This is a genomic window from Salibacterium aidingense DSM 18341, from assembly GCF_000429685.1.
GTDB lineage: Bacteria > Bacillota > Bacilli > Bacillales > Marinococcaceae > Salibacterium > Salibacterium aidingense.
Map to the genome: position 1 here is coordinate 19,407 of NZ_AUCI01000001.1, position 24,217 is coordinate 43,623.

Here is a 24,217-nt window from a genome sequence, read left to right on the forward strand (position 1 = left end):
TTCTAGTAAGATGGTTCCATCCATTGTATTTCCAGGTCAGGCCCCTCCAGTCCGGCATGGGCTCCTTTCGCGGTGAATTTTTTATTTTCAGGATGAGACAGCAGCCATTTATTTTTCATGAAAAGGAGCTTATCATCTGCTGTTTTTTCCAATGGAGCATTGGTCCCGCGGGGAAGAATGACCATGCATTGGAATCCAGCCCCCGTTGTTTTACATGGGGCCAGATGCAGGGTCGTCTGAAATAATTCCACCGCTGTTGCTTCTGGAACATAAAAGGCCTGGATGTTCTTCGTATGAAACCGGTCCTCTTCGATATCGAGCACGGAGCCAAGCAGCAGGACAAAATCTGTGGCTCCCACATTGATTTCACTGCCTTTATGAAATTCGAGACCTTGAAGCGATGAACTGTTTCCATTGCAATATCCGATCTGAATCGGCATTTCTCCGTAATACATTTTTTCGATGTGCTGACGAAAAGTATCATTTTCCCACCTGTCCACCGAAGGGATATAAACATTTCCCCCGGCCGGAATGTCTGTTTCTTTCAGTCTATCCACCGCCTCTGCTGCAGGAAAACGGGGAAGGACCCGCCCAAAAGTGGAAAAAGAACGGTCTTCCACGTGCTGGATGGCAAGGTGAGAATTCAGGGACTGCAGCTGTTTCAGCATTTCTTCTGCCTCCTCTATCTAAGAAAAATACGTCTTATAAAGGGAAAAGGACTCCGCTGCAGGCGGACATTTTCCGCAATCTTAAAAACGCGAAATTTTCTACTTTTTGAGCCATGAAAAACAATTATCCTTTGACAGCGCCTGAAGTCATACCCGCGACAAAATAACGCTGCAGGAAAATATAAGTAATAACCATCGGCGCGGAGGCGATCAGTACACCGGTGAACAACATGGGGTAGTTCGTGGAATACTGTCCCTGAAAATCCAGAAGCGCCAGCGGCAGTGTTTTATAGGAATTATCCGTGATGAACAACAACGGATACAACAAATCATTCCAGTGCATGACAAACAAGAATATGGCCGTCGCGGATAAGGATGGTAAAGACAGGGGTAGTGCCACTTTCGCATACATTTTCCAGTTGCCGGCCCCGTCTACCGTTGATGCTTCAAACAACTCTTTTGGCAGAGTTTTCATAAAACCGGTCAAAATGAAGACAGCCACCGGCAGCGTCGACGCGATATTTACTAAGATAAGGCCGAGCAGGCTGTTCGTTAACCCAAGGTTCAAGACCACAGAATACAGCGGGACCATATTGACCTGGGGCGGCACCATCATTCCAAGAGAAAACAAGACAAACAGAGCATTTCCTTTCCAGTTGTTCAAGCGCGTAATGCCATATGCAATCATCGAAGCAAAAAATAAGGTGAGTGATACCGAACAAAGGGTTACCGTCGCACTGTTCACGAAATAGCCCGCCATCGTCTGCTCGTAGAAAATAGAAACAAAATTATCCGTGTTTATACCTGCTTCCGGGAGCCCTAACGGGTTTTGAAAGGTTTCTTCCCGGGTTTTCATTGAGGTCAGCATTACCATAATAAGCGGTATCAGAATTAACACCGCGTATATGAAAACAGCAAATCTTCTAAAAAACATGGCCACCCTTCCTTTCCTTAATAGGACACCCGGTTCGAACGAAGCACTTTAAACTGAATAAACGTAATTAGCGCGATCATTGCCATGAAAAGAACGGAAATCGCAGAAGCATACCCAAAGTCATACCCCCGGAAGGCAATTTCATAAATATAGGTGGAAATGATCTCTGTCGTATTATTCGGACCGCCGCCTGTCATCGCGAATACTAAATCAAACGCCTGGAACGATTGGATCGTAGTATACGCAATAACAATCGTGGCAGAGGGGGCAAGCAGCGGCCACGTTACCTTCTTAAACGTCTGCCACTTGGTCGCTCCTTCTATTTTTGCCGCTTCATACAGATCAAACGGAATGGCGTGCAAGCCGGCCACAAAGATGATCAACATCTGTCCCGCGTGAAACCAAACCTGCGTAAAAGCAAGCGAATAAATCGCTATATTTCCATTTCCGAGCCAGTTCTGCGTAAGAAATTCTAAACCTATTAAGCTCAAAAGTTGATTTAAAATCCCAAGCGAAGGATCATAAACAAAGGTCCAGATAAAAGCTACTGATACCGATGACAATATCGTTGGAAAGAAAAACAGCGCCCGCAGCAAGTAATTAACCTTCGTGTTTTTTACGAGCAGAATAGCAAAAATTAATGCGATGATGGTTTGAAAGATTACGACAAAGAGCATAAACTCTAAATTATTGCCGACTGACTTCACGAACACACTATCTCCGGTGACAGCTTTTTCATAGTTTTCTAACCCAACAAAATTGAAGTTTTCACTTATCCCATCCCAGTTCGTAAACGAGTAGAAAATCGCGCTGATGGTTGGATATAGAAAAAATAAAGCATAAAGGATCAACCCAGGGATAAAAAAGAAATAGATTGTTTTAGAGATTCTCATGAAATCAATCCTTTTAGTAGTTTACTTGCTGCGGGCTTTCACACAGCACTAATTTGTATTTTCCTCCACAATCTGCTGAGCTTCTTCGGCTGCCTCTTCAGGGTCTGTGCCGCCAAGAACATTTTCAATGGAACCCAGCACAGCATCTTCTACAGAAGCTTCTGTAATTAAATAGCGAGGCTGAAATCTTGTGTCTTTTTCATCAATCCAATGAGACGTATTCTGCAAGGCGTCCGACTCGTATTCTACATCGTTCACTGTTAAATGCTGTCCGGTTTCATTCGCATACTGAGAAGCAATATCAGGCTGGCTTAAAAACTCGATAAACGTCTTCGCCTCTTCTTTCTTCTCGGAGTTATCATTGACAGCCAGCATAAAGGTGGCGGTATGGATCCCTTCATATTCGACTTCGTCTTCCGGAACCGTGATCGGCGGAAGGAAGCCTAACTCAAGTTCTGGATTCAAGTCCTGCAGGGAAGCCATATGGTACGAACCGGTAGCCAGCATCGCTGCTTTTTCATCTGCTACCATCTGCATCGCTGAATCCTGGTTCGTACCCAACGCATCTTCCTGAAAATAGCCATTATCATTAAAATACTGAAAGTCTTCCAGAGTTTTGGTCCACCATTCATTCGTCAGGGTCTCTTCCCCGCTTTCCAATTTGGCGAACACGTCTTCATCCTTCGCATTGTTCATCATCATACTGTTCATTGTTTGGTTCGGTCCTATGTCAGCTCCCGGGAACGCAATCGGTGTGATGTCATTCTCCTTCAGCGTTTCAGCCATCTCCTGGTATTCGGACCAGCTAGTTGGAACGTCAAGGCCCAGCTCTTCAAACATTCCTTTGTTATAGACCGGCATATTGAATACGAGCTGATAAGGAAGGGCAAGCTGACTGCCGCCGGACTGACCAACTTCCAGAGACGTATCGGCAAAATTATTTACAAACTCCTCATCGGATAAATCCGTAAAAAATCCGGCGTTATTAATGGTTTCAAACTGGGTACCGGGGAACGATGTGAATACATCCCCAGTAGAACCATCCCGAAGCATCTGCTGGGCATTCGATTGATATTGCTCCGATGGATAAATGTTCATCTGAACGGTGATGTCTGGATGTTCTTCTTCGAATTGATCAATGATATCATCAAAAACTTCTTCATCTTCCCCTCTCCAGTGAATGAAGCTGATTTGGGTAGCATCTTCTTCCGCCGCTGACGATTCGGATCCCTGATTTTCATCTTCTTCCTGATTTTGCTGACTGGTGTCATCCGCACAGGCAGTTAATAATAAAATAAAACTAAAAAGACCAGCACTCCAGCTCACCATTTTCTTCATCATTCACAACCCCTTTTAATTTGTAATAACCAATACATAAAGGTACGTATCTTTTGATTCAAAATTTAAAGCGCTTTCAAAACGCTTTAAAAAATTTTTCCTCCCTTCTATTCTCTTTTTCATTACTCCCAGTCTCATGTCTTCCTTCGAAGTTAATTATAATTAAACCACCCTTCTTGATTTTTTTCAATACTTTTTTAATTTTGTAACAATTAAAATGATTAATAAACCTTATATATTTCTTTCATAAATGCGGAGAGGAAAGCGGCTGCCTTCCAGATAAGGACTGCCGCGTAATCGTTCCATCCTCCCGCCATAGTAATGGCTGGTGTCCACCACTTTCGGCGTTATTTTCACTCAAACCGTCACCTAACTCTTTTCAGCGTTTCTCTCTACCATTTTTTCACAGCAGCACATCGCCTTCCTCCATATGCTGAAAGGCCTGTTCCACGAAGTTCACCCATTCTTCTGCCGCATGAGACTGATAGCTCTGCCGGCGCCAGATCAGTGCCAAATTCCAGTGAATCGATGGATCGGTGACGGATAACACTGCGACATCGTGGAGATTGGCTTTTTTTACCACCGTTTCCGGTAAAAACGCCACACCAAGGTCCGCCATTGCTAATTCAATTAAAAAATCCCACTGGGTACTTTCGTGCTCAATCACCGGCTCAAACCCTGCTTGAATCGCTCCTTCCCGTACCCGGTCGTATAAGGAAAATCCTTTTCGGAACATGAGGAAACGTTCGTGCTCCAGTTCTTTCATCGTTACGTTCTCCCGCCCGGCCAACAAATGCTCCTTAGAAACAACGAGCAGCAGTTCCCGCTTTACGATCGGCCGGACTTCAAACTGTTCCTCATCGACCGGCAGGATCGCCACCCCGACATCGATATTTCCTTCCAGCAGGGACTGCTCCATAATTTTTGCCCCTTCTTCGACAATATGCATTTCTGCTTCGGGATACTGTTTTCGAAAGGAGGCAATAATAGAAGGAAAAAAACTTGAGCCGATTACCGGAGGCAGGCCAAATGTGAAGCTCCCTTTTTTACGAAACTTTATTTCATTCGCTGCTTTCGTTAGATCTTCCACATCCCGCAGCACTTTTTGCGCATGTTTTCGTATCATTTCCCCTTCTCCGGTAATTTTTAAATGCCGGGTGGAGCGGTCAAACAGACGGATATCCAGTTCTTCTTCGAGCTGATGAATGACTTTGCTTAATGCCGGCTGGGACACATGTAATTTTTCACTGGCTTTTGAAAAGCTTTCCTCTTGATGCACCTCTAAAAAATAACGCAGCTGTTTCAGTTCCATTGAATTCTCCTTTTATTCCTATAAAGAATAAATATATTATATTTATCTATTTTACGCATGTAAGCGCTTGTAGTAAAGTGAAAGAAAGAACTTTTACAGAAAAGGAGCGGGTAAAGGATGACAAAACGATCAACGTCCTTTGAAACCAGTGTTCGATCCATAAAAGACGGCGACACGATTATCGTAGGAGGCTTTGGTCTCTGCGGTATTCCGGAAAAAGCGATCACCGCCCTTGCCGAACATGGAGCCAAAGACCTTACTGTCGTCAGTAACAACTGCGGCGTCGATGACTGGGGCCTGGGTCTGCTGCTGGCGAACAAACAGATTAAAAAAATGGTAGCCTCTTACGTCGGGGAAAATAAAATATTTGAAGAACAGTATTTGAATGGGGAACTCGAGGTGGAGCTTGTACCGCAGGGAACCCTCGCTGAGCGAATCCGAGCCGGCGGAGCCGGGATCCGCGGCTTTTACACCCCGACCGGCGTTGGCACCCCGATTGCGGAAGGAAAGGAACACAAAGAATTCGACGGCAGAACCTGTATTCTGGAGGAGGCCATTACCGGCGATGCCGCTCTCGTCAAAGCATGGAAGGGCGATCCCTACGGCAACCTCATCTACAGAAAAACAGCCCGTAACTTCAATCCACTCGCAGCAGCTGCCGGGAAAAAGACGATAGCGGAAGTCGAGGAGCTTGTAGAAGTCGGACAGCTGGATCCAGATTTCATTCATACCCCGGGACTCTATGTCCAGGACATTCTTGAAGGCGGGGCATATGAAAAACGAATTGAAAAACGCACCGTAGCCCAGGCTTAATAAATAGAAGAAGGAGGACGAAAAAGATGAGTAATTCCCGCGAAAAAATCATTAACCGGGCGGTACAGGAAATCGAAGACGGTATGATCGTGAACCTTGGAATCGGCATGCCTACCATGATTGCTAATCATATCCCCGCAGGAACGGACGTCTTTTTGCATTCTGAAAACGGGCTGCTTGGCATCGGTCCTTATCCGGACGAATCCGAGCTGGATCCGGATCTCATTAATGCCGGGAAAGAAACAGTCACGGTGAAAAATGGCGGTTCCTTTTTTGACAATGCCGAATCATTTGCCATGATCCGGGGCGGTCATATTGATCTGGCCATTCTTGGCGGCATGGAAGTATCTGAAAACGGTGATCTCGCCAATTGGATGATCCCAGAAAAAATGGTAAAAGGCATGGGAGGAGCCATGGACATCGTCCAGGGTGCCCGCAAAGTGGTGATCATCATGAATCACGTGAATAAACACGGGGCCTCTAAAGTCCGGAAATCCTGCGACCTCCCCCTTACCGGTGAGCAGGTAGTCAGCCGCCTGATCACGGACATGGCAGTATTTGATTTCACCGAAAACGGCATGATTCTGAAAGAAGTGTTAAATGGTGCTGATATTGCATCTGTCCGCGAGAACACAGAAGCTTCCTTTACTGTGGATGAAGCCCTTATGCAGAAGGAGGATTCCAAATGACAATGGAAAACGTAGTTCTGGCCGGGGCAGTCCGCACTCCCATTGGAGGTTTTCGTGGAGCTTTCAAAGACGTATCTGCCGTTGATTTAGGAGCTGCTGTCCTAAAGGACACCCTGAAGCGCTCCGGTGTAGAGGCGGAGCAGGTCGACGAAATTATCATGGGAAATGTGCTTCAGGCCGGCCTTGGTCAGAATCCGGCCCGGATCGCAGCGATGCACGCTGGTTTTCCAGAATACACCCCGGCAATGACCATCAATAAGGTCTGCGGCTCCGGTTTGAAAGCGGTACACCTTGCCGCGCAGGCCTTGCAGACCGGAGAAGCTGATATTGTCATCGCCGGCGGCATGGAAAACATGAGCCAGGCCCCCTATCTCAGCATGAACGCACGGGAAGGCCTCGGTATGGGAGATAAAAAACTAATAGACAGTATGATTCACGACGGGCTCACCTGTGCCATGGAAAATTATCACATGGGCCTCACCGCCGAAAATGTGAACGATCAGTACGGTTTCAGCCGGGAAGAACAGGATGAATTTGCCGCTTCTAGTCAGCAAAAAGCGGCTGCCGCCCGCGATAACGGCTTCTTTCAGGAAGAAATAACCCCAATCGAAGTCCCCCAGCGTAAAGGAGATCCGATCGTGGTAGAGCAAGATGAGCACATCCGCGCCGGCACGACGGCAGAAAAACTGGGGCAGCTGCGCCCGGCTTTTCGCAAAGAGGGCAGTGTAACAGCAGGAAATGCCTCCGGAATTAACGATGGTGCAGCCGCCGTTGTGGTCATGAGTGAACGACGCGCCCGGGAAATGAATATCACCCCTCTCGCCCGACTACGCGGTAACGCCAGTGCAGCCGTGGAACCTCGCATTATGGGGACCGGTCCTATTCCGGCAACCAAACGGGTCCTCGCAAAAACCGGCTTGAGTATCCAAGACCTGGATTTGGTAGAAGCAAACGAAGCCTTTGCTGCCCAATCCCTTGCCGTGCAGCAGGATCTGGAAATCCCCAAAGACCGGCTGAACGTAAACGGCGGAGCCATCGCCCTCGGTCACCCAATCGGCGCAAGCGGGACCCGCGTGCTCGTCACTCTGCTGTATGAAATGAATCGGCGGGGCAGCAGCACCGGGCTCGCCACTCTCTGCATCGGCGGCGGCCAGGGGGTTGCCACTATCGTCGAGCGTCCGTAAAACCCAGACTCTATAGGACGCTGCGGACATATATTCCGTTAATCTCGGAGCTAATAGGTTTTTTAAAGTTCGGACATTTGTTCCTCTATTTGCAGCAATCGAGGCTATTTGGGCCCTGAAAACGGGGAATAACGTATTATATGTCCGAACCCCTTTCCGAAAAGGGAAAAATCCAGAAAATAACGTACTATATGTCCTATTATTCTCCCGGCAAGAAGGGGATGACCTCCATTTTGGTCATCCCCTTCTCTCATTTGCAAAAACAAGCTAAAAACGCTTTTTAAAACATATGTTTTATCTGCTTCACGATATTTTATACTGTAAACCCGTATTCTTTCAGGATGACACTGCCCGGTGCGGAAGCACCGAATGTTTCGATTCCAAACACTTTTCCGTGATCTCCTGTATATCTTTCCCATCCTAATGGGCTTGCCATTTCTATAGCTGCCCGGTGTTTCACTTCCGGAGAAATAACAGCCTTTTTATATTCTTCCGATTGCTTCTCAAACAAATCCCAGGATGGCATACTATCCGAGCCGGAGGCTAATAGGAGCAAATTGGGGTCCTCTGACTCTTCAACCAAATACCGCCGTGAAGCACAAGTGGCTTTTCGGTCTGATTATTGATCGCTTCCTTCACGATATGAACAGCGGTATGAAAACCTCCCATATAATTCATAGCTCCTTTGGAAAGGCCGCATATAACCGGAGATTTTTCATCGCGGGCTGCTTTCAGAATAGCCTGGACAAATTCAAGATTGTTGATATTGAACTGACCTACGGCATACTTTTCTTTTTTCGCTTGTTTCAGCATCTCCGTCATAGAAACGAGCATGATACTATTCCTCCTGTTTTACCTAACGTTTTCTGAAAGCTGCGACTTTATATGGACAGATTCAATGACATGATACTGCTGGGCCGCCGCTAGAAATGTCTGAGACTGCAGCATGTCACCGCTTTTAGATTTTACTCCTTTTAACAATGGTCCATCGGTAATTCCTGTCGCTGCAAAAAAACATCGGTCCGTAGAAACGATATCATCGAGTGTTAAATATCTCTCCGGATCTGCGATTCCCATAACCCGACAGCGGTTATATTGTTCTTTATTTGAAGGCTTGAGCCTTCCTTGAAAATCGCCGCCCAGACTTTTCATCGCAGCAGCCGCAATGACACCCTCTGGGGCACCTCCGGTTCCTACAAGCATGTCGACATCTTTGCCGTCCACGGCTGTGGAAACGATGCCGGTAATATCCACATCCGAAAATAAGGTAACACTGGCTCCCATCTTTTGAATAGCTTTAATAAGAGAATAATGTCGTTTTCTGTCCTGGACCAGAACGTTTAGTTGGGATACTGGCTTCCCGAGTGCTTCTGAAACCGCTGTTACGTTTGATTCTATCGGGGCGCTGACATCAATTCTGCCTTTAGCTTTTGGACCGACCGCTATTTTTTCCATATACATATCCGGAGCATGCAGCAGGCCTCCACGTTCGGCGGCGGCTAATACAGCAATGGCGTTCCCCTGCCCTTTTGAAACAAGCGTGGTTCCGTCAATGGGATCCACTGCAATATCGACTTTAGGCTCATCAGATGCTCCAAGTTCTTCCCCGATATAAAGCATCGGAGCATTGTCCATTTCCCCTTCTCCGATAACCACTCTTGAATGAGCATTCAGAGAATGAAGCGTTTCCCTCATCGCTTCCGTCGCTTTATGATCGGCAAGTATTTTGTCTCCTTTGCCGATATGGGGAAAAACAGAAATGGCTGCTTCCTGTGTAACGTTCAGAAATGACATCGCTAATGACTGCATCCCAATCCCCCTCTCTTTTTAATAAAGCGTAAGCTCCCTGAATAGAGGAAGTTTAGCAAAGAACACCACCTTCTGGTGCTGAACGGACCTGCAGGCCTTCGAGCGAGCGGCTGGAGGTTGAAGCTGGATCTCAAAAACGCCAAAGTAATCTTCCTAACTACTGAAAAATAATAACCGTCAGGCTGCCCCCAACGGTTAAGATAACCCATTCGAGATTTGTACCCACTATTACCTCTTAGCCCCGTATTCTTTTTCTCTATCTATGATTTTTTGAATCTTTCTTTCGGAATTACCACCGTCAAATGTGACATTTAAATAACTTTCAACTATTTTTTTTGCTACTTCCACTCCAATAATCTTAGCGCCCATGGTTAATATTTGGGCGTTATTACTCAGTTGAGCTCTTTCCGCAGAATAAGTATCATGACAAAGAGCTGCCCGGATCCCCGGTACTTTACCAGCAGCAATTGCCACCCCGATTCCAGTCCCGCAAATTAATACACCACGTTCCGCCTTTCCATTTGAGATGTCCTGGGCTACCCCAAACGCTACATCAGGGTAATCCACCGCGTCGCAGCTGTAGCAGCCATAATCCTCTACATCGTGGCCCAGGTTATGAATATATGCTTTTACTTCTTCTTTTAAATCGAATGCATGATGATCACTACCTAGCGCTATTTTCATTTAAGTTCGATCCTCCTTTATTATTTTTCATTTTATAACTTTTATTTTCATATGTCAATTTATACTTTCGTTTATTTTTGTTATTCGTTTTATTGTAATTCATTTCTAATTATTATATAGAATGATAATCTTATTCCCGCAACAATCGTAATCCTGTACAACGTTCTCGAAGAAGATAAGCTTTTTGCAAACTTTTCTTCACTAATTCTCCGTCAATCCCTAATTCCTTCGTTGAATTTGGCCCTCCGGCCATTTTTAACCACTCCGCTAGTTTTTCGGGAGTGGGGAGATCATTTATACGAGAATTTATTTCATTCCAATGATTTATTACTGTTTGCTGATATTTGGATTCTTTCGTTTTTAAACTTTTTATAAAGGAGGTGAATTGCTCTTTGTATATTTTGGTAATAAGTATCGTAGCTACCCCTACTTTGGCACCGTGAAGCAGCTGTTTTGCATTTTTGTCTAACAGCTCCATTTCCCAAAAATGCGACAAATGATGTTCGGCTCCGGAAGCAGGTCGGGAGTAATCCAAAACGAGCATTACCAGACCCGAAGCAATTAAAGCATCCATTAATATTTCAACCCCTTCAACATCATGACTGGATATTTTATCTACGTTATTCACACATTGCCGAAGAGCCTCGTTAGTAATTTCTGCTGCCTCCGGAACGTATGGTTCATTCGCAAAACAGGAGGAAATATACCAGTCTAACAGAGACGTATATTTTCCAAGCATATCTCCAAAACCACTTGCTGTCATCTCTGGAGGCGCTTTTTCGAGTACATCAAGATCTGCAATAACTGCTATAGGAGAAGCAGTTTGTATAGTTTTCTTGAATCGCTGTAAAAGAAGGGGAGAGCCTTTTGAAGTAAACCCATCAACAGAAGCAGCTGTAGGAAAAGAGATAAATGGTATTTTCATTTTACTTCCAATAAAGCGAACAATATCATGAATCGTACCGGTTCCCACAGCAATCAGTACATCAGTATTATCAGGCAGTGCCACCATACAATCCATAATGGTTTCTTCATTTGGAACAACCTGATGATGCTGATCGGTTAACAGGGAATACTCAAAAGTTTCAAACACTTTCGTTTTATTATTTTTTAAAAGATCGCATACCATATCTCCTGCTGCCATAAACGTATAATCATCATAAATAACGGCAGGTTTTTTGTAATTGTATTCATTTAATAAATCTAACAAAAAGGATATCGCGCCTTTTTCCATAACGATATCCGGAAGTTGAATATTATGATTACCTATTTTACTTATAAATGTTTTCATTTGTTGAGATGTTGATAACAAAAGATATTCCTCCCCTTGGGAAAAGTCTATAATTGAACAGCTGCAATAGAAGAAAAAATGTAGTCCGGAGGTTTTACAGCTGAGTCAGCTTCCGCTTTGGTTGTATTTCCGGATAACACCAATGCTGTTTGATATCCAAATGCATACCCCATAACAATATCCGAAAACAAACTATCGCCGATAATCATACATTGCTCCGGGGGATGAACCATTTTTTTTCATGACAGCTTCCATCATAAAATGAGATGGCTTCCCGATAACTATATCTGTCTGCCGATTGGCTGCTGTCTCAATTGCTCCAATCATTCCAGCAACATCAATGGATTCTTTTCCTTCCTTATCAGGTACAGATTTGTCTTTATTTGTGGCCAAAATATTCGCACCTGATTTGACCGCGCGAAAAGCTGCATTTAAGTCCTTGTAAGTCAAGGTCTCATGTAATGTAATAACAACCCAGTCTGCATCTTCAGGTTTGGCTGCCAGCTTAATTCCGTCTGCTTCCATCTCTTCTCTTAATCCCTTATCACCAAATAACCAAACTTCTTGAGTAGGGTAATAGGTTTTTAAAAAACAAGCGGAAACGTATGAAGAAAGAATCATCTGCTCGTAGTGAACATTCACTCCAGCTCGTTGTAAACGAGCCGCAGCTGTTTTCCTGGAGATGTTTCCCCTATTACTTAAAAAGACCATTTCCATGCCACGTTGATCCCAAAAATTGAGTATTTCCGCAGCTCCATCAATGACTTGTTCTCCATGAAAAACCGTACCATCTATATCAATTATTAATCCTTTAATTTCTTTTTCCCTCATCGCTTCCTCCCAGCTGTTGCAGCTATTTAGCAACACTATACTTTCCATCAAACACCATCTATTGAGAAGAGCCTGTATAAATAGGAGGGGGCGGGCCCTGCCCCCCGCTCCTCCTGTAAATAAGAACAATACAAAATTAACTAAATTGTTCTACAAACAGCGAAAAAATTAAATAGGCAGAAGTTGCTCCAGGATCCTGATGACCAATAGAACGTTCTTTCAATCTACTGGAACGCCCCCTTTTGGATTCAAGCTGTTTCGTCGACTCCATCCCCTGTTTCGCCGCGTCCAACGCTTTTATCAAGTCCCCTGAACGTTTCAGTTCCTCCTGAATTGGAAGAAAAGTGTCTACCATCGTTTTATCACCCACTTGAGCCTGCCCTCTTTCATGTACACCTGAAACGAATTGTATCCAGAAAACGACTGCGTCTTGATGAGATATTTCAGCTTTTCCTTTTACTGCCTTTGCTCCACTAATTAATCCAGAAGCATATAACGGGCCTACAGATGACCCTACCGCACTAAGAAAGGTTCGCCCAACTTTCATTGCAACCGTTCCACAATCATTTTCGTTTTGTAAATTAGTTTGCAGTTCTTCCTTCACAGCTTTCCATCCAATGGACATCGTAACACCGTGGTCCCCATCTCCCAGCTTTCGATCCAGTTCGGAAAGATAGTCTTTCTCCTTTTCCACCATATTGGAAATCCTCGAAAAATATTGTTTCCACTCGTATGCATTCATTATATGTAACCTCCAGCTGCTAGTTTTGTTCAAACATGGGACAATGCGCTTGAGCGTCAATGAAAGGTTTCAAATCTTCTTCCATTTTCAATAGAGTAATGGAACATCCTCCCATTTCCAGCGACGTACTATAATTTCCTACATAGGATTTATAAATGTGGATTTCGTTTTCACTCAGGATTTCTTCCACTCTTTTATACATAATATATAGTTCCATCCGGGTGGTTGAACCAAGACCATTCACAAGGACCGATACCTCTTCTCCCTTATTTAACGGCATATCCTCTAAAATGTCGTTCATTAATCGATCTGTCACCTCGTTTGAAGATAGCAGCTTCTCTTTTTCAACTCCAGGTTCCCCGTGATGCCCCAGTCCTATCTCTATTTCATCTTCCATCAATTCAAAACTCGGCTTGCCGGTTTGGGGAAGCGAGCATGGAGTCAGCCCAACTCCCATCGATCTGACATTCTGATTTGCTTTTTCCGTTAATTCATAAACCTGCTCTAAAGAATAACCCGTTTCAGCTGCTGCCCCAGCCACTTTTGTTACAAAAAATTCTCCAGCAATTCCTCTTCGCTTATCTGATTCCTCTTTAGGCGCCGAAGCCACATCGTCTTTTACGATCACCTGTTTCACCTGGATATCACTTTCCATTTCAGCTAAATCGGCTGCCATTCCAAAATTCAATAAATCACCTTGATAGTTCCCATATACCAGCAGCGATTCTTTTCTTGTGTCTACTGCTTTTACCGCTTCCAACACTGGATCCGGAGGCGGTGATGCAAAAATATTCCCGACAGCCGCACCATCTGCCATCCCTGTACCTACGTAACCCATAAATGCAGGTTCGTGACCAGACCCTCCGCCTATAATGACACTTACTTTCTCTTGTTTATTAGCGTCTGCACGAATAATACTGCGTGAATTTGCTTCTATTCCTTTGACTAAAGAAGGATGTGCTTTTAAGAAACCATCTATCATTTCATCTACTACGTTTTCAGGCACATTTATTAACTTTTTCATTTTTTCACCGCCTATGTTAGGATTGCTTCCTTTCAAACCAGTTTATAAATTAAACGCTTTCACACTTCCTGTAGAACGTTTTCAATTCTTTCTCCTGAAGATGGGTGAAAGATATGAATTCGGTGTTGTTCAAATTTCAGCTTGACCGGATCCCCCTGTTTTAAATTCAACAGCTCGCTGCTTACTATACTAAACATGGTCTGCTCCTCCAGTCTTATGTGAACCCTGCATTCTTCCCCCAGATTTTCAAAAATAGAAACATTTGTTTCAACCGAAAAATCTTCCCCCTCTACTACGGAAATATCAGTTGGTCTGATCCCAAAATGATAGGTTTCATTCTCTCTTACATATTGTACATAGTTATCAGGGACCGGAAATGAAATAACATTGTTTTTTGTTTTAAAAAATAGCCGCCCTTTATTCCTAATTGTCAGCACTTCCATGATATTCATAGGTGGTTCCCCAATAAAACCAGCGACGAATTCATTTTGCGGATGATTAAATACTTCATAAGGCGTGCCAAACTGCTGCAACTCCCCTTCTTTAATAATAGCAATTCGATCAGCAAGCGCCATAGCTTCCAATTGATCATGCGTTACAATAATCGTTGTTGAATTAATTTCGGTGTGAAGATGTTTAATTTCTGTCCTCATTTTTTGTCTTACTTTTCCATCTAAATGGGAAAGAGGCTCATCAAGCAGCAATACTTCTGGTTCTCTTATAAGTGCCCGGGCGATGTTAACCCGTTGTTTCTGACCGCCTGACAACATTCCTGGTTTGAAGTCCAATAAGTCCTGAATATCCAGCAGTTCCGCAATTTTATTGATGCGTTGTTTAATTTCTTTTTTTTGAACTCCCCCTGCTCTTAAATTAAAGCTGATATTGTCGTAAACCGATAATGGAGGGTACATAGCATAATTCTCAAACGCTAAACCTATGTTCCTGTCTTTTGGATGAAGATCATTCACTTTACGACCGCCGATAAGAATGTCTCCCTCTGTAATTTCTTCTAAACCAGCGATCATTCGTAACGTGGTTGATTTTCCACAACCAGAAGGGCCGAGTAATGCAACAAATTCACCATCGCTGCAATCAAGATTCAAATTTTTTACCGCATAAACTTTTTCATCTTTCTTGGCATATATCTTTTTTAATTGATGTAAAACTAATTTTGCCATGCCATCCCCCTCCTTTTTGCTGAAAATTGGCTCAGCAAATTATTGCCCAGCTCATCAAAATAGATCGCAGTATTTAAGTCTATTTTGATATAAACATCCTGGTTGATAGAAATATCTTCATTGTACTTCATCGTGATTCGAATATACTTGCCATTAATTTCAACGGTGAGTACTGCTTTTGCTCCAAGAGGTTCAAAGCTGAATACTTTCCCTTTTATATATTCCTTGCTGTTAACTGGTTCAAATTGAAAATGGATATCTTTTGGACGCAGACCGATTCTAATTGTTTGCAGCCCCTTATTGCCCAACACTTGCTGTTTTTCTTTAGGCAGGAAACCGAATGCGGATTGGCCAAAAAATGGGCTGAAATCCACTTGTTCACTAGTCATAATATCGCCTTCAAAAATATTGATTTCAGGTTCCCCAAAGGAACCCGCCACAAATTCATTCTCTGGAAAAAAATAAACTTCTTCTGGTGTTCCTACCTGCATAATCTGTCCTTCATTAATTACGGCAATTCTATCCCCTAAACTCAGGGCTTCCAGATAATCGTGGGTGACATAGATCGTAGTAGTATCCAAACTTTTTTGCATTTCTTTCAACTCCGCCCGCATCTGATGTCTTAATTTAGCGTCAAGGTGAGTGATCGGCTCATCCATTAAATATACATTGGGTTCTCTAACCAATGCTCTGCCTAAGCCCACCCGCTGCCGCTGCCCATTTGACAGCTGATCCGGAGAGCGCTCCAGCAGCCACTCTATATTTAAAATTTCTGCTACACGTTCCACTTCTTTTTTTATTTCCGGTTCGGGTTTTTTGTAACGAGGACTTCTTAAAGGAGAAGCGATATTATCAAAAACGGACAAATGGGGATACAGCGCATAATCCTCAAACACCATTGCAATATTTCTATCTTCCGGTTCCACGTGATTAATATATTGATCTTGTAAATATACAGCACCATGGTTCGGCATATGGATTCCAGCTATTACATTTAATAAAGTCGTTTTGCCTGCGCCGGCGGGGCCAAAAATAATAAAAAATTCTTTATCTTTCACCTCAATATTCACGTCATTAAGAGCAATATCATTATTAAAACGTTTAGAGATATTCTCAAGTCTAATATCAGCCATCACTTATCCCTCCTTATCCTTTAACTGCTCCCATACTTAAACCGCGTACCAAATGCTTTTGAATCGCCAACGCAAGGATAATAATAGGCAATGCAGATATAAGTACGGCAGCTGCCATCTGTCCATAATGAACGGTATCTGATGATAAGTAACCGACCATTGCAACAGTTGTAGTCATCACATCCTGGCCGGCAAGCAATAATGAAAACGTAAAGTTGTTCCATACAAAAATTAAGGATAATAAAGCTGAAGCAACCAGCCCTGGTTTAATTAACGGCATTATCATTTTTAAAAACACTTGCCACCATGTATATCCATCCATTCTTGCCGCATGTTCCATCTCCACTGAAATATCTTCAAAGTAACCCCGCAGTATCCAGATCATTAAGGGAAGGGAAAGCACCTGGAAGACCCAGATCAGTCCAAAATAAGTATCGTACAAACCTATCTGCTGATATATTAAAAAAATCGGCAGTACAACAAAAATTTCTGGAGCAAATCGAAAGGAAAGAAAAGTAAAGGCAATCGTCTCCCTCCCTTTAAAATTGAATCTGGCCAACGCATATGCTGCCGGGACTCCTACAATTACGGATAAAGCAATGGCACCACTGCTCACGATTAAATTATCGATAAAATAACCAATAAAACTCCCATCAGAAAAAATGATTTTATAGTTTTCTAAAGTAGGGTTGAAAATAAACGTGGTGGTAAACATGTCCCTGTCGTGCTTAAATGAGATAATCACTAGCCACACCAAGGGAAACAGTGCAAACAGCGCATATAAAAACAATGCCAGGTCTTTAAAAAATTCTATTATTTTATTCCTTTTCATTCTAAACCTCCTATTTTCCTGATGCCCTTCGTTGAGTTCTGGTCCAATATTTAACCATGTAATGGCTCACCACATAAACAAATACCCATAAAATGACCATATAAGGAAGGGATGCCCCCAACTCCTTATAAGAAAATGCTTCAAAATAAGCGGTCAACGGTAGTGTCATTAGCGTATCGCCAGGCCCTCCACGAGTTAAAGCAAAGATAATATCAAACATTTGTAAGGAAAGCATTAATCTAAACAATATGGCTATTAAGAGCATAGGCATGATCATCGGAAGCGTTAAATTTTTAAATGTGAACCACGCCGAACCCCCGTCAATCATTGCAGATTCAAAAGGAGCTTTGGGCAGCGATCGGAGGCCTGCGAGAACTAGAATAATAACAAAAGGAGTAAACACCCAGGCATCAATTATTAATACCGTAAATAATGCTGAACTTGGATCAGCCGCCCATTTGAATTCAGTAATGCCAATCATTCTTAACCATTTGCTTAAAATACCTACTGAATTATTCGTCATAAGCTGCCAGATTAATGTCGCGATAACCGGGGCAATGACAAGTGGAAAAATAAGTACAATTCGTAAGGAACGTGCCAAAAGATTCTCTCTATTTAACAGCATAGCTATTCCAATACCAAGCAGTGTTTCAATTAAAGTGGCCAATCCTGCATACATAAACGTCACTTTTACACTCTGCCAAAAACTGGCGCTTTGGAAAATGTAAAGATAATTAGACAACCCTACAAAGTTATAGGAAGGATATTGAAACGAATAATTTGTAAATGAAAAAATAACGGCCATTCCAAATGGAATTAAAATACCCACTGTCAGTAAAAAAGCAGGACCTAAAATCAGGTATGGCCGTAATTTTTTCGAAAGAGGTATTTTGTGTTCTTTCGTATAAGAAGGAACGGGTGGTTCATTTAGTCTGCCTGCATGCTCTGAGGAAAGTTTTTTCTCAGGTGCTGCCATTATTACCCCTACTTTCTATTCGTGAATCTATTAAGCGAAAAAGATGACAAAGACCCGCCTCAAAAAGTATAGGTTTGTTCGCTTAGGTCTAAGTCATCTCCCCAACTAATTAATCTACCGTATTCTCGACACCCGATTTTCAATACTATCGTTTAGCTCATCGAGCCGCTCCTGTGTATCGTCCCCATTAACAATATCCTGGAGTGCTTCTGCCCATTCCGTTGTTGCATTAAAAAATTGAGGCTGCGGTGTGAATTCTATGGTGGCATTATCAATCATTGTCTCAAATGTTTCTTTATAACCATCAATGTCGGCGATACGATTTTGATATCCATCAGATTCATAGGCCGATTGACGAACGGGTTCAATAACATCCATGTTTTCTGCTCCCCATTTGGTGTGTTCCTTTCCTGAGAAATATTGCATAAATAACCAGGCTGCATCCTTCTTTTCTGAAGTACTATTCATTGCTAAAGACCATACCCACATGTTTGACCCTAGCTCTCCATCCTTTGTTTTAGGAGGAGGAGCCAGTGCCATATTACCTGCTTCTGCAGTGGCACCCTCTTGGTTATTAAAGAAGGAGAAAGTGTTTGCATCATAAGTAATGGCCGCTTTACCTGCTCCTAAATCGGAAGAAACTTGATACCAGGTGTAGTTTGTCCAGTCCGATGGTCCTGCTGTACGAATCATTTGTGCAAATTTATCGGTAATTTCAACGGCTTCCGGTGAATTAAGCTGCGGTTTTAGTTGATCATCCTCTACTACGAAATCTTCGGCTCCATGGTTAGCAAAAGAAGTCATAAACCCCGGGTGAATCGTTGCCCAGGAGCGGGTTCCACGCACCCCGATGCCGTAAGAACCTTCACCGTTCCAACCATTCAACTGCTCCCCGACTTCAATTAGTTCATCTAAGGTTTCTGGGACTTCATCAATCCCTGCTTCTTCTAATGCACGTTTGTTGTAGCTTAATGCATTGTATTCAAAGCCAAGCGGCAAGGCCCACAGATCCCCCTCCCCAACAGGATTTCCAGGTACCCCGTCCCAACGATTGGCGTTAAGCACCCCTTCAAAATAGTCTTCCTGATCAAATTCTTCTCCTGTACGTCTTTCATCTTCTATAAATTCATCTAAGCTCTGGATGTAACCAGAAGGTGCGTATTCCCAGATTTGATAAGCCCCCGTCATAAATACATCCGGGTTCCCATTCCCTGCATTTAAGTTTGTTGATAACTTATCAAAGTAATTTTCTTCAGGGGTAACAGAGTCGTTCACTGTTATTCCTGTCTTTTCTTCAAATTCCGGCAAACGTTCCAATATTGCTTCCGTATACGGATGGTCATTTAAGGCTACATTGATTTCAGATCCTTCAAATCTTTTCCAATCGAATTCTCCATCAAGCTCATCCAAATCGGCTTCTGCCGTTCCACCACTTTCTCCGCTTTCTGTCCTTGCCTCATTATTTCCACTTGAACATGCAGAAAGTACGGTAATTAATGCAATTATAAAAATTAAAAACAGCCGCTTTTTCATTGTTATCCCTCCAATTTTATGAATTTTCTGTACATTCTAAGGCTCTAAAATTATTTTTAAAGATTCTTCGCCTTTTTTCATTAATTGAAAGCCTTCTTCAAATTTATCCAGCGGCAGCCTGTGGGTGACTACCCCTTCCGTTGGCATATCTCCATTTTCAATATTATTAATAACAATCTCGTAGCAATACGGCCCAAGATGAGATCCCAGTACGTCTAATTCCTTACGGTCCCCTATAATACTCCAATCTACCGTTACTGGATCTTTAAAAACACTAAATTCAACAAACCGGCCCAGTTTTCTAATCATGGAAAGACCTTGTTCGACAGAAGCTGGGTGACCCGTTGCTTCGATGTAAACATCACAGCCATAGCCTCCCGTCAATTCTTTTACCCTTTCTTCTACTGATTCTTCCGCAGGGTTCATTACTAAATCTGCTCCGAATTTTTTCGCTAACTCCAGGCGGTCTTTCTTCAAATCAAGGGCTATTAACGTCTGAGCCCCGGCTTTTTTAGCAGCTCCTACCATTCCAAGACCCAGCGTACCGGCGCCAGAAATCACAACAACATCTCCAAGTTGAATGTCAGCCCGCTGCACTGCATGCATACTGCAGGCATATGGCTCAATTAATATCGCTTTTTCAATAGGAAGGCCTTCCGGAACCTTATAATTTATGGCTTCTTTTGTGAACTTCATATACTCAGCCATTCCACCGTTCACATTATTTTGAAAACCATATAGATCATGTTTTTCACACATCCAATACTGCCCCCGGTTACAAAACCGGCATTCCCAACACGGGACAATCTGCTCTGATATAATTCTGTCTCCTATTTCATATTGTGAGACAGCATCCCCTTTACTAACTACTTCACCAATAAATTCGTGTCCTGGAATTACCGGGGCTTTAATATAGGAAGGTTGGTTTTCACTCCCCCAGAAACTTGGAGCTCCATCATATGCTTTAATATCCCCGGCGCAGATACCGCATGCTTCTACTTTCACAATAATTTCTTTCTCATTTTCTATTTTCGGCATCTCCACTTCTTCTAATCTGTAATCCCCCGGAGCGTAGGCCACAAGAGCTTTCATTTTTTCAGGTAAAGCTGAATTAGCATTTATCGCTGACAATATGTACTCCTCCTTTTTAATAATAAAAAATTCGAAATCTTTAAAATAGTTAGCGCTTTCAATGATATAAGTAAATCTTAGATTATGCGGTTTCGTTTGTCAACACAATTTATAATATTTTTTCGTTTAATTACATTTTATTGTGTTTTTGATTTCAATTCATTATTTAAATAGATATTTTTTACATATATAGAAGATGTTATTGATCTATCGACCTTGCTCTTCTTTCCTTGTGGAAATTCGCTTTTTGGGCGGACCTTACTTATTTATTCCGCCTTCCAAAGTATAATTTTATAATTTTTTCATTTATATTTTTGATTATCTTCTTTTTTTTTCATATGATAGTATGTAGAATGAAAAATAAGAAGGTGAAGTTTATGAGTAAATTATTTGTTACAGAAAGACGTCATAAAATTATGGAAATATTAAATAAAGAAATGCGTCTCACTGTTAAACGGTTAGCTGGAGAATTGGATGTTTCGGAAGTGACTCTTCGTTCGGATTTAAAAGAAATGGAAAAGGAAGGACTTCTTAGAAGAACTCATGGCGGAGCTATGCTTCCCAGCTATCCTGGAGAAGAGGTTTCATTTTCAGCCAGGGAAAAACAGAACAAAAATGAGAAAGTCATCATTGCGCAGCAAGCTTTAGATATTATAAAAGAAGGGCAATGCATCTTATTGGATGCAAGTTCCACAGCTCTAGAACTGGCCAAACTGCTGAAACAGAAAAATATCAAGCTGACAGTGGTTACAAGCGGGATCTATACCGCTTTAGAGCTAAGAGAAAATCCTGATTTAACAGTAATCCTGCTGGGAGGTGTAGTGCGAAAGGGTTCCAGTTCCTTAGAAGGTATCCTTGGCTCAAATATTTTGGATCAAGTATATGTGGACATTATGTTTACTTCCGGGAATGGTTTTACTTTCGAAACAGGGCTCACGGATTTTAACGTTTATGAAGTAGAATTAAAAACCGAAATGGTTAAAAAAGCGACCTCGCTTGTCGCTCTCATGGATCACTCCAAGATAGGAAAAAGTTCTATCTCTTCTTTCGCCAGAACAGACGATATTTCATATTTTATCACAGACCAAACTTTAACCAAGGAACAGTATAATAACTTTGAAAAAAGAAACATTGAAGTCCTATGCCCGGTAGAAGCCTAGTCTTTATCAGGTTTGTTTCAGGGATAAATAACTTATGTGAATTCAAAAAAAGCAGCCGTAATGTTTTTTCTATTATGGCTGCTTTTTCGATATGTTTCGATTTTTTTGTACGGCCAATTGTTGAAGTCTACGAGCAAAGACAGCCTATTTATAGGCGAAGACATGGGGTGGCAGTTCTGCAGCAGCTTCTGCATCAAGCACTACTTCCACATTGGAGTGAAGCTGGAGAAACGAGGCGGGGTGCCAGGGGGAAATAGGCGAGCACAGCATTTCTTTAACGGCGTGAGCTTTTTCTTTACCGCTCGCCATCAAAACAATATGACGGGCCTGCAGAATTGGAGCCATGCCCATCGTAATCGCCTGCTGGGGAACGTCTTCCCTCCAAGCGAAAAATCGGGCATTGGCTTCCATCGTTTCCCGAGAGAGCTCCGCATAATGCGTATCGGCCCAAAGAAAGGAGCTGGGTTCATTGAAGCCGATGTGCCCGTTTTCTCCAATCCCCAGCAGCTGCAGGTCGATACCTCCCGCTTGTTTCAGCTGCTTATCGTAAGCTGTGGCGGCTTCTGCATCACCGGCAGTGGTGCTGAAAGGCAGATGAATGCGGGCCGGGTCAATGTTTACTTGGGAGAAAAAGCGAGACCACATATAAAAAGCGTAGCTTTGCGGATGGTCCTGTGGCAGACCGATATACTCGTCTAAATTAAAGGTTTGCACCTCCTGAAAATCAATACGCCCGAGGTGATAACGCCGGACCAGCTCCTCATATAAACCCTCCGGGGTGCCGCCTGTGGCAAGACCTAGTATGCTGGCCTTTTTCTTTTTTAATTGATCCTCTATCAGGTCCGCGGCATCGTTGCTCATCTCCTGATAATTGTTTACCATCTTTATTTTCATTTTGACCCCCGCTTATTTTAATCTGCGGCCGGCAGCATCATAGGTTCCCATCAACACCGGAGCGTCTGCCGTATTTTTGATTAAGGCAACCTGCGCGTTCGTAACAAAAATCTGGGTGCGGAAGGAAAATAGAACCGTATCGCCAACTGTCGTCTGATCTCCTTTTAAAGCACCATAGTAATCAATACTTCCCGGCTCATTGGGGATAACTTCCACTTTTTTCATTTCTGAAAATCTCTTCCCCGTCAGAGCGGCTTTGACATTCGACCGGGCATAAAACCCACCGCCATAGACGTACGATTGGTGATTGTACGTATGGGAGATTTCGGAGACATACGCGATGGCAGGCTTTTCCGGCTGATCCCTTTTGACATGAAGAGGGGTGGTGCCTGTGAAGGCATGACCGGGCTCGGCCTGCGTGCCGCCCTGTTCTGCGATGAGTTCAAAGGTTTCTGCAGTATTCAGGCTTGGTGCATTAACGATAGGAGCCTCATACCCCTTTTCTTTCAAAAAAGCTGCCGCCTGTTGAAGAGTCTGAAAGTTGAACGTAGGCTCTGCCTTTTCCTTCTCCACTGCCAAACATGGAAAGTTGGTAACACCGATGACCTTTACCCCTGGCAGGGCCTCTATTTTTTTCAATTCTGCTTCCAAATGTTCCAGGGGGACTCCGCCTTCCTGACCGGGGTGAATAAAATCATGTTTCGAAATAACACGCAGGAGAATGGACTGCGGCCGCATTTTGAGAACCTGCACCGTCTCTGACATGTATTTTGCGTTTTCATAACTAAATACAGTCAGCTGCGAAGGATAAAGCTTTAATATACGCTCCATCATATTTTTAGGAATTTGGACGAGATGACCGGCGTGTCCGATGTGGATGCCGTTCTCAGCCAGACTTAATGCCTCCCAGGGATCGACAGCCACAGCCCCGGGGATCCCGGCTTCCTTTATCGCATGCGCAAGTACTGGATTTCGGCCTATCTGTTTTGTCATAAAAAACAAATCCAGCTTGTTTTGTCGTGCCGACTCTACAATGATTTTTGTATTTTCCACCACAGCATCCATATCAATCACATACGTGTTTGGATCAATTTTTCCCTGCTGATGATAGAATGCTCCTGCTTCCAATAGTGCTGGATTTCTATGCTGTATGGTTTCCAAAAACATT

General features: G+C 43.1%; 25 protein-coding genes and 2 pseudogenes. 4 read left to right on the top strand and 23 right to left on the bottom strand.

The annotated features are described in order from the left end of the window. Nucleotides 1–2 precede the first annotated feature (2 nt). The 6 genes from G475_RS0100110 to G475_RS0100140 form a co-directional block, all read right to left on the bottom strand. The gene (locus tag G475_RS0100110) at nt 3–668 is read right to left on the bottom strand and encodes a DUF4867 family protein (protein WP_026699512.1); all 666 of its coding nucleotides are present in this window, start codon (nt 666–668) and stop codon (nt 3–5) included. Between the two features lie 124 nt (nt 669–792). Further along, nucleotides 793–1,602: a carbohydrate ABC transporter permease gene (locus tag G475_RS0100115; protein WP_026699513.1), complete on the bottom strand. Its 810-nt coding sequence runs from the start codon at nt 1,600–1,602 to the stop codon at nt 793–795. A gap of 17 nt (nt 1,603–1,619) precedes the next feature. Then, entirely contained in the window at nt 1,620–2,495 is an 876-nt protein-coding gene (locus G475_RS0100120; RefSeq protein WP_026699514.1) for a carbohydrate ABC transporter permease, read from the bottom strand. A 48-nt stretch (nt 2,496–2,543) separates the two neighbouring features. Next, nucleotides 2,544–3,836, bottom strand: a complete 1,293-nt coding sequence (locus G475_RS0100125; RefSeq protein ID WP_324603194.1) for an ABC transporter substrate-binding protein — start codon at nt 3,834–3,836, stop codon at nt 2,544–2,546. A gap of 228 nt (nt 3,837–4,064) precedes the next feature. Beyond that, nucleotides 4,065–4,190, bottom strand: a complete 126-nt coding sequence (locus tag G475_RS27850; RefSeq protein ID WP_267880090.1) for a hypothetical protein — start codon at nt 4,188–4,190, stop codon at nt 4,065–4,067. Nucleotides 4,191–4,236: 46 nt separating this feature from the next. Continuing rightward, a complete protein-coding gene (locus tag G475_RS0100140) occupies nt 4,237–5,145 on the bottom strand; it encodes a LysR family transcriptional regulator (protein WP_026699516.1) in 909 nt (302 codons plus the stop codon). Between the two features lie 117 nt (nt 5,146–5,262). On the opposite strand from G475_RS0100140, the gene G475_RS0100145 reads away from it, so the two are divergent. Genes G475_RS0100145 through G475_RS0100155 form a run of 3 tightly spaced genes read left to right on the top strand, consistent with a single transcriptional unit; the run spans nt 5,263 to nt 7,831 of the window. Beyond that, on the top strand, nt 5,263–5,958 hold the full coding sequence (locus tag G475_RS0100145; RefSeq protein ID WP_026699517.1) for a CoA transferase subunit A: 696 nt from the start codon (nt 5,263–5,265) through the stop codon (nt 5,956–5,958). A gap of 26 nt (nt 5,959–5,984) precedes the next feature. Next, on the top strand, nt 5,985–6,647 hold the full coding sequence (locus tag G475_RS0100150) for a 3-oxoacid CoA-transferase subunit B (protein WP_026699518.1): 663 nt from the start codon (nt 5,985–5,987) through the stop codon (nt 6,645–6,647). After that, on the top strand, nt 6,644–7,831 hold the full coding sequence (locus tag G475_RS0100155) for an acetyl-CoA C-acetyltransferase (RefSeq protein WP_026699519.1): 1,188 nt from the start codon (nt 6,644–6,646) through the stop codon (nt 7,829–7,831). The genes G475_RS0100150 and G475_RS0100155 overlap by 4 nt, the downstream gene beginning before the upstream one ends. A gap of 313 nt (nt 7,832–8,144) precedes the next feature. On the opposite strand, the pseudogene G475_RS0100165 reads toward G475_RS0100155, so the two are convergent. The 15 genes and pseudogenes from G475_RS0100165 to G475_RS0100230 all read right to left on the bottom strand — a co-directional run. After that, a pseudogene (locus G475_RS0100165) lies at nt 8,145–8,402 on the bottom strand (transketolase-like TK C-terminal-containing protein); the annotation flags it as partial. Nucleotides 8,403–8,422: 20 nt separating this feature from the next. Beyond that, nucleotides 8,423–8,668: pseudogene (locus tag G475_RS0100170) on the bottom strand (class II fructose-bisphosphate aldolase); the annotation flags it as partial. A 15-nt stretch (nt 8,669–8,683) separates the two neighbouring features. After that, nucleotides 8,684–9,640 carry a class II fructose-bisphosphatase gene (glpX, locus tag G475_RS0100175; RefSeq protein ID WP_026699522.1) on the bottom strand — a complete coding sequence of 319 codons (957 nt, stop codon included), beginning with the start codon at nt 9,638–9,640 and terminating at the stop codon, nt 8,684–8,686. Nucleotides 9,641–9,868: 228 nt separating this feature from the next. Then, nucleotides 9,869–10,324 (bottom strand): ribose 5-phosphate isomerase B, encoded by a 456-nt coding sequence (rpiB, locus tag G475_RS0100180; RefSeq protein ID WP_026699523.1) that lies wholly within the window; start codon nt 10,322–10,324, stop codon nt 9,869–9,871. A gap of 130 nt (nt 10,325–10,454) precedes the next feature. After that, entirely contained in the window at nt 10,455–11,636 is a 1,182-nt protein-coding gene (locus tag G475_RS0100185; RefSeq protein WP_051301985.1) for a sn-glycerol-1-phosphate dehydrogenase, read from the bottom strand. A 26-nt stretch (nt 11,637–11,662) separates the two neighbouring features. After that, nucleotides 11,663–11,824 carry an HAD hydrolase-like protein gene (locus G475_RS27695; protein WP_233275706.1) on the bottom strand — a complete coding sequence of 54 codons (162 nt, stop codon included), beginning with the start codon at nt 11,822–11,824 and terminating at the stop codon, nt 11,663–11,665. Then, a complete protein-coding gene (locus G475_RS23820; protein WP_233275707.1) occupies nt 11,808–12,446 on the bottom strand; it encodes an HAD-IIA family hydrolase in 639 nt (212 codons plus the stop codon). The genes G475_RS27695 and G475_RS23820 overlap by 17 nt, the downstream gene beginning before the upstream one ends. A 136-nt stretch (nt 12,447–12,582) precedes the next feature. After that, the gene (dhaL, locus tag G475_RS0100195) at nt 12,583–13,188 is read right to left on the bottom strand and encodes a dihydroxyacetone kinase subunit DhaL (RefSeq protein ID WP_026699525.1); all 606 of its coding nucleotides are present in this window, start codon (nt 13,186–13,188) and stop codon (nt 12,583–12,585) included. A 19-nt stretch (nt 13,189–13,207) separates the two neighbouring features. Next, a complete protein-coding gene (locus tag G475_RS0100200; protein WP_026699526.1) occupies nt 13,208–14,212 on the bottom strand; it encodes a dihydroxyacetone kinase subunit DhaK in 1,005 nt (334 codons plus the stop codon). Nucleotides 14,213–14,271: 59 nt separating this feature from the next. Beyond that, nucleotides 14,272–15,390 carry an ABC transporter ATP-binding protein gene (locus G475_RS0100205; protein ID WP_026699527.1) on the bottom strand — a complete coding sequence of 373 codons (1,119 nt, stop codon included), beginning with the start codon at nt 15,388–15,390 and terminating at the stop codon, nt 14,272–14,274. Next, nucleotides 15,378–16,523: an ABC transporter ATP-binding protein gene (locus tag G475_RS0100210; protein ID WP_026699528.1), complete on the bottom strand. Its 1,146-nt coding sequence runs from the start codon at nt 16,521–16,523 to the stop codon at nt 15,378–15,380. The genes G475_RS0100205 and G475_RS0100210 overlap by 13 nt, the downstream gene beginning before the upstream one ends. Nucleotides 16,524–16,536: 13 nt before the next feature. Beyond that, a complete protein-coding gene (locus G475_RS0100215) occupies nt 16,537–17,355 on the bottom strand; it encodes a carbohydrate ABC transporter permease (RefSeq protein WP_026699529.1) in 819 nt (272 codons plus the stop codon). Nucleotides 17,356–17,365: 10 nt separating this feature from the next. Further along, a complete protein-coding gene (locus tag G475_RS0100220; RefSeq protein ID WP_026699530.1) occupies nt 17,366–18,331 on the bottom strand; it encodes a carbohydrate ABC transporter permease in 966 nt (321 codons plus the stop codon). A 114-nt stretch (nt 18,332–18,445) separates the two neighbouring features. Then, nucleotides 18,446–19,864 carry an ABC transporter substrate-binding protein gene (locus tag G475_RS0100225; protein WP_026699531.1) on the bottom strand — a complete coding sequence of 473 codons (1,419 nt, stop codon included), beginning with the start codon at nt 19,862–19,864 and terminating at the stop codon, nt 18,446–18,448. 36 nt (nt 19,865–19,900) lie between these two features. Next, entirely contained in the window at nt 19,901–20,956 is a 1,056-nt protein-coding gene (locus G475_RS0100230) for an MDR/zinc-dependent alcohol dehydrogenase-like family protein (protein WP_035709813.1), read from the bottom strand. Between the two features lie 416 nt (nt 20,957–21,372). Here G475_RS0100230 and G475_RS0100235 point away from each other — a divergent pair, with 416 nt between their 5' ends. After that, nucleotides 21,373–22,155, top strand: a complete 783-nt coding sequence (locus G475_RS0100235) for a DeoR/GlpR family DNA-binding transcription regulator (protein ID WP_026699533.1) — start codon at nt 21,373–21,375, stop codon at nt 22,153–22,155. Between the two features lie 144 nt (nt 22,156–22,299). On the opposite strand, the gene nagB is transcribed toward G475_RS0100235, so the two are convergent. Together nagB and G475_RS0100245 are read right to left on the bottom strand one after the other, a co-directional pair. Next, nucleotides 22,300–23,049, bottom strand: coding sequence for a glucosamine-6-phosphate deaminase (gene nagB / locus G475_RS0100240; protein ID WP_026699534.1), 750 nt, complete (start codon nt 23,047–23,049; stop codon nt 22,300–22,302). 12 nt (nt 23,050–23,061) lie between these two features. Then, nucleotides 23,062–24,216: an alanine racemase gene (locus G475_RS0100245; RefSeq protein WP_026699535.1), complete on the bottom strand. Its 1,155-nt coding sequence runs from the start codon at nt 24,214–24,216 to the stop codon at nt 23,062–23,064. Nucleotide 24,217 lies beyond the last annotated feature (1 nt).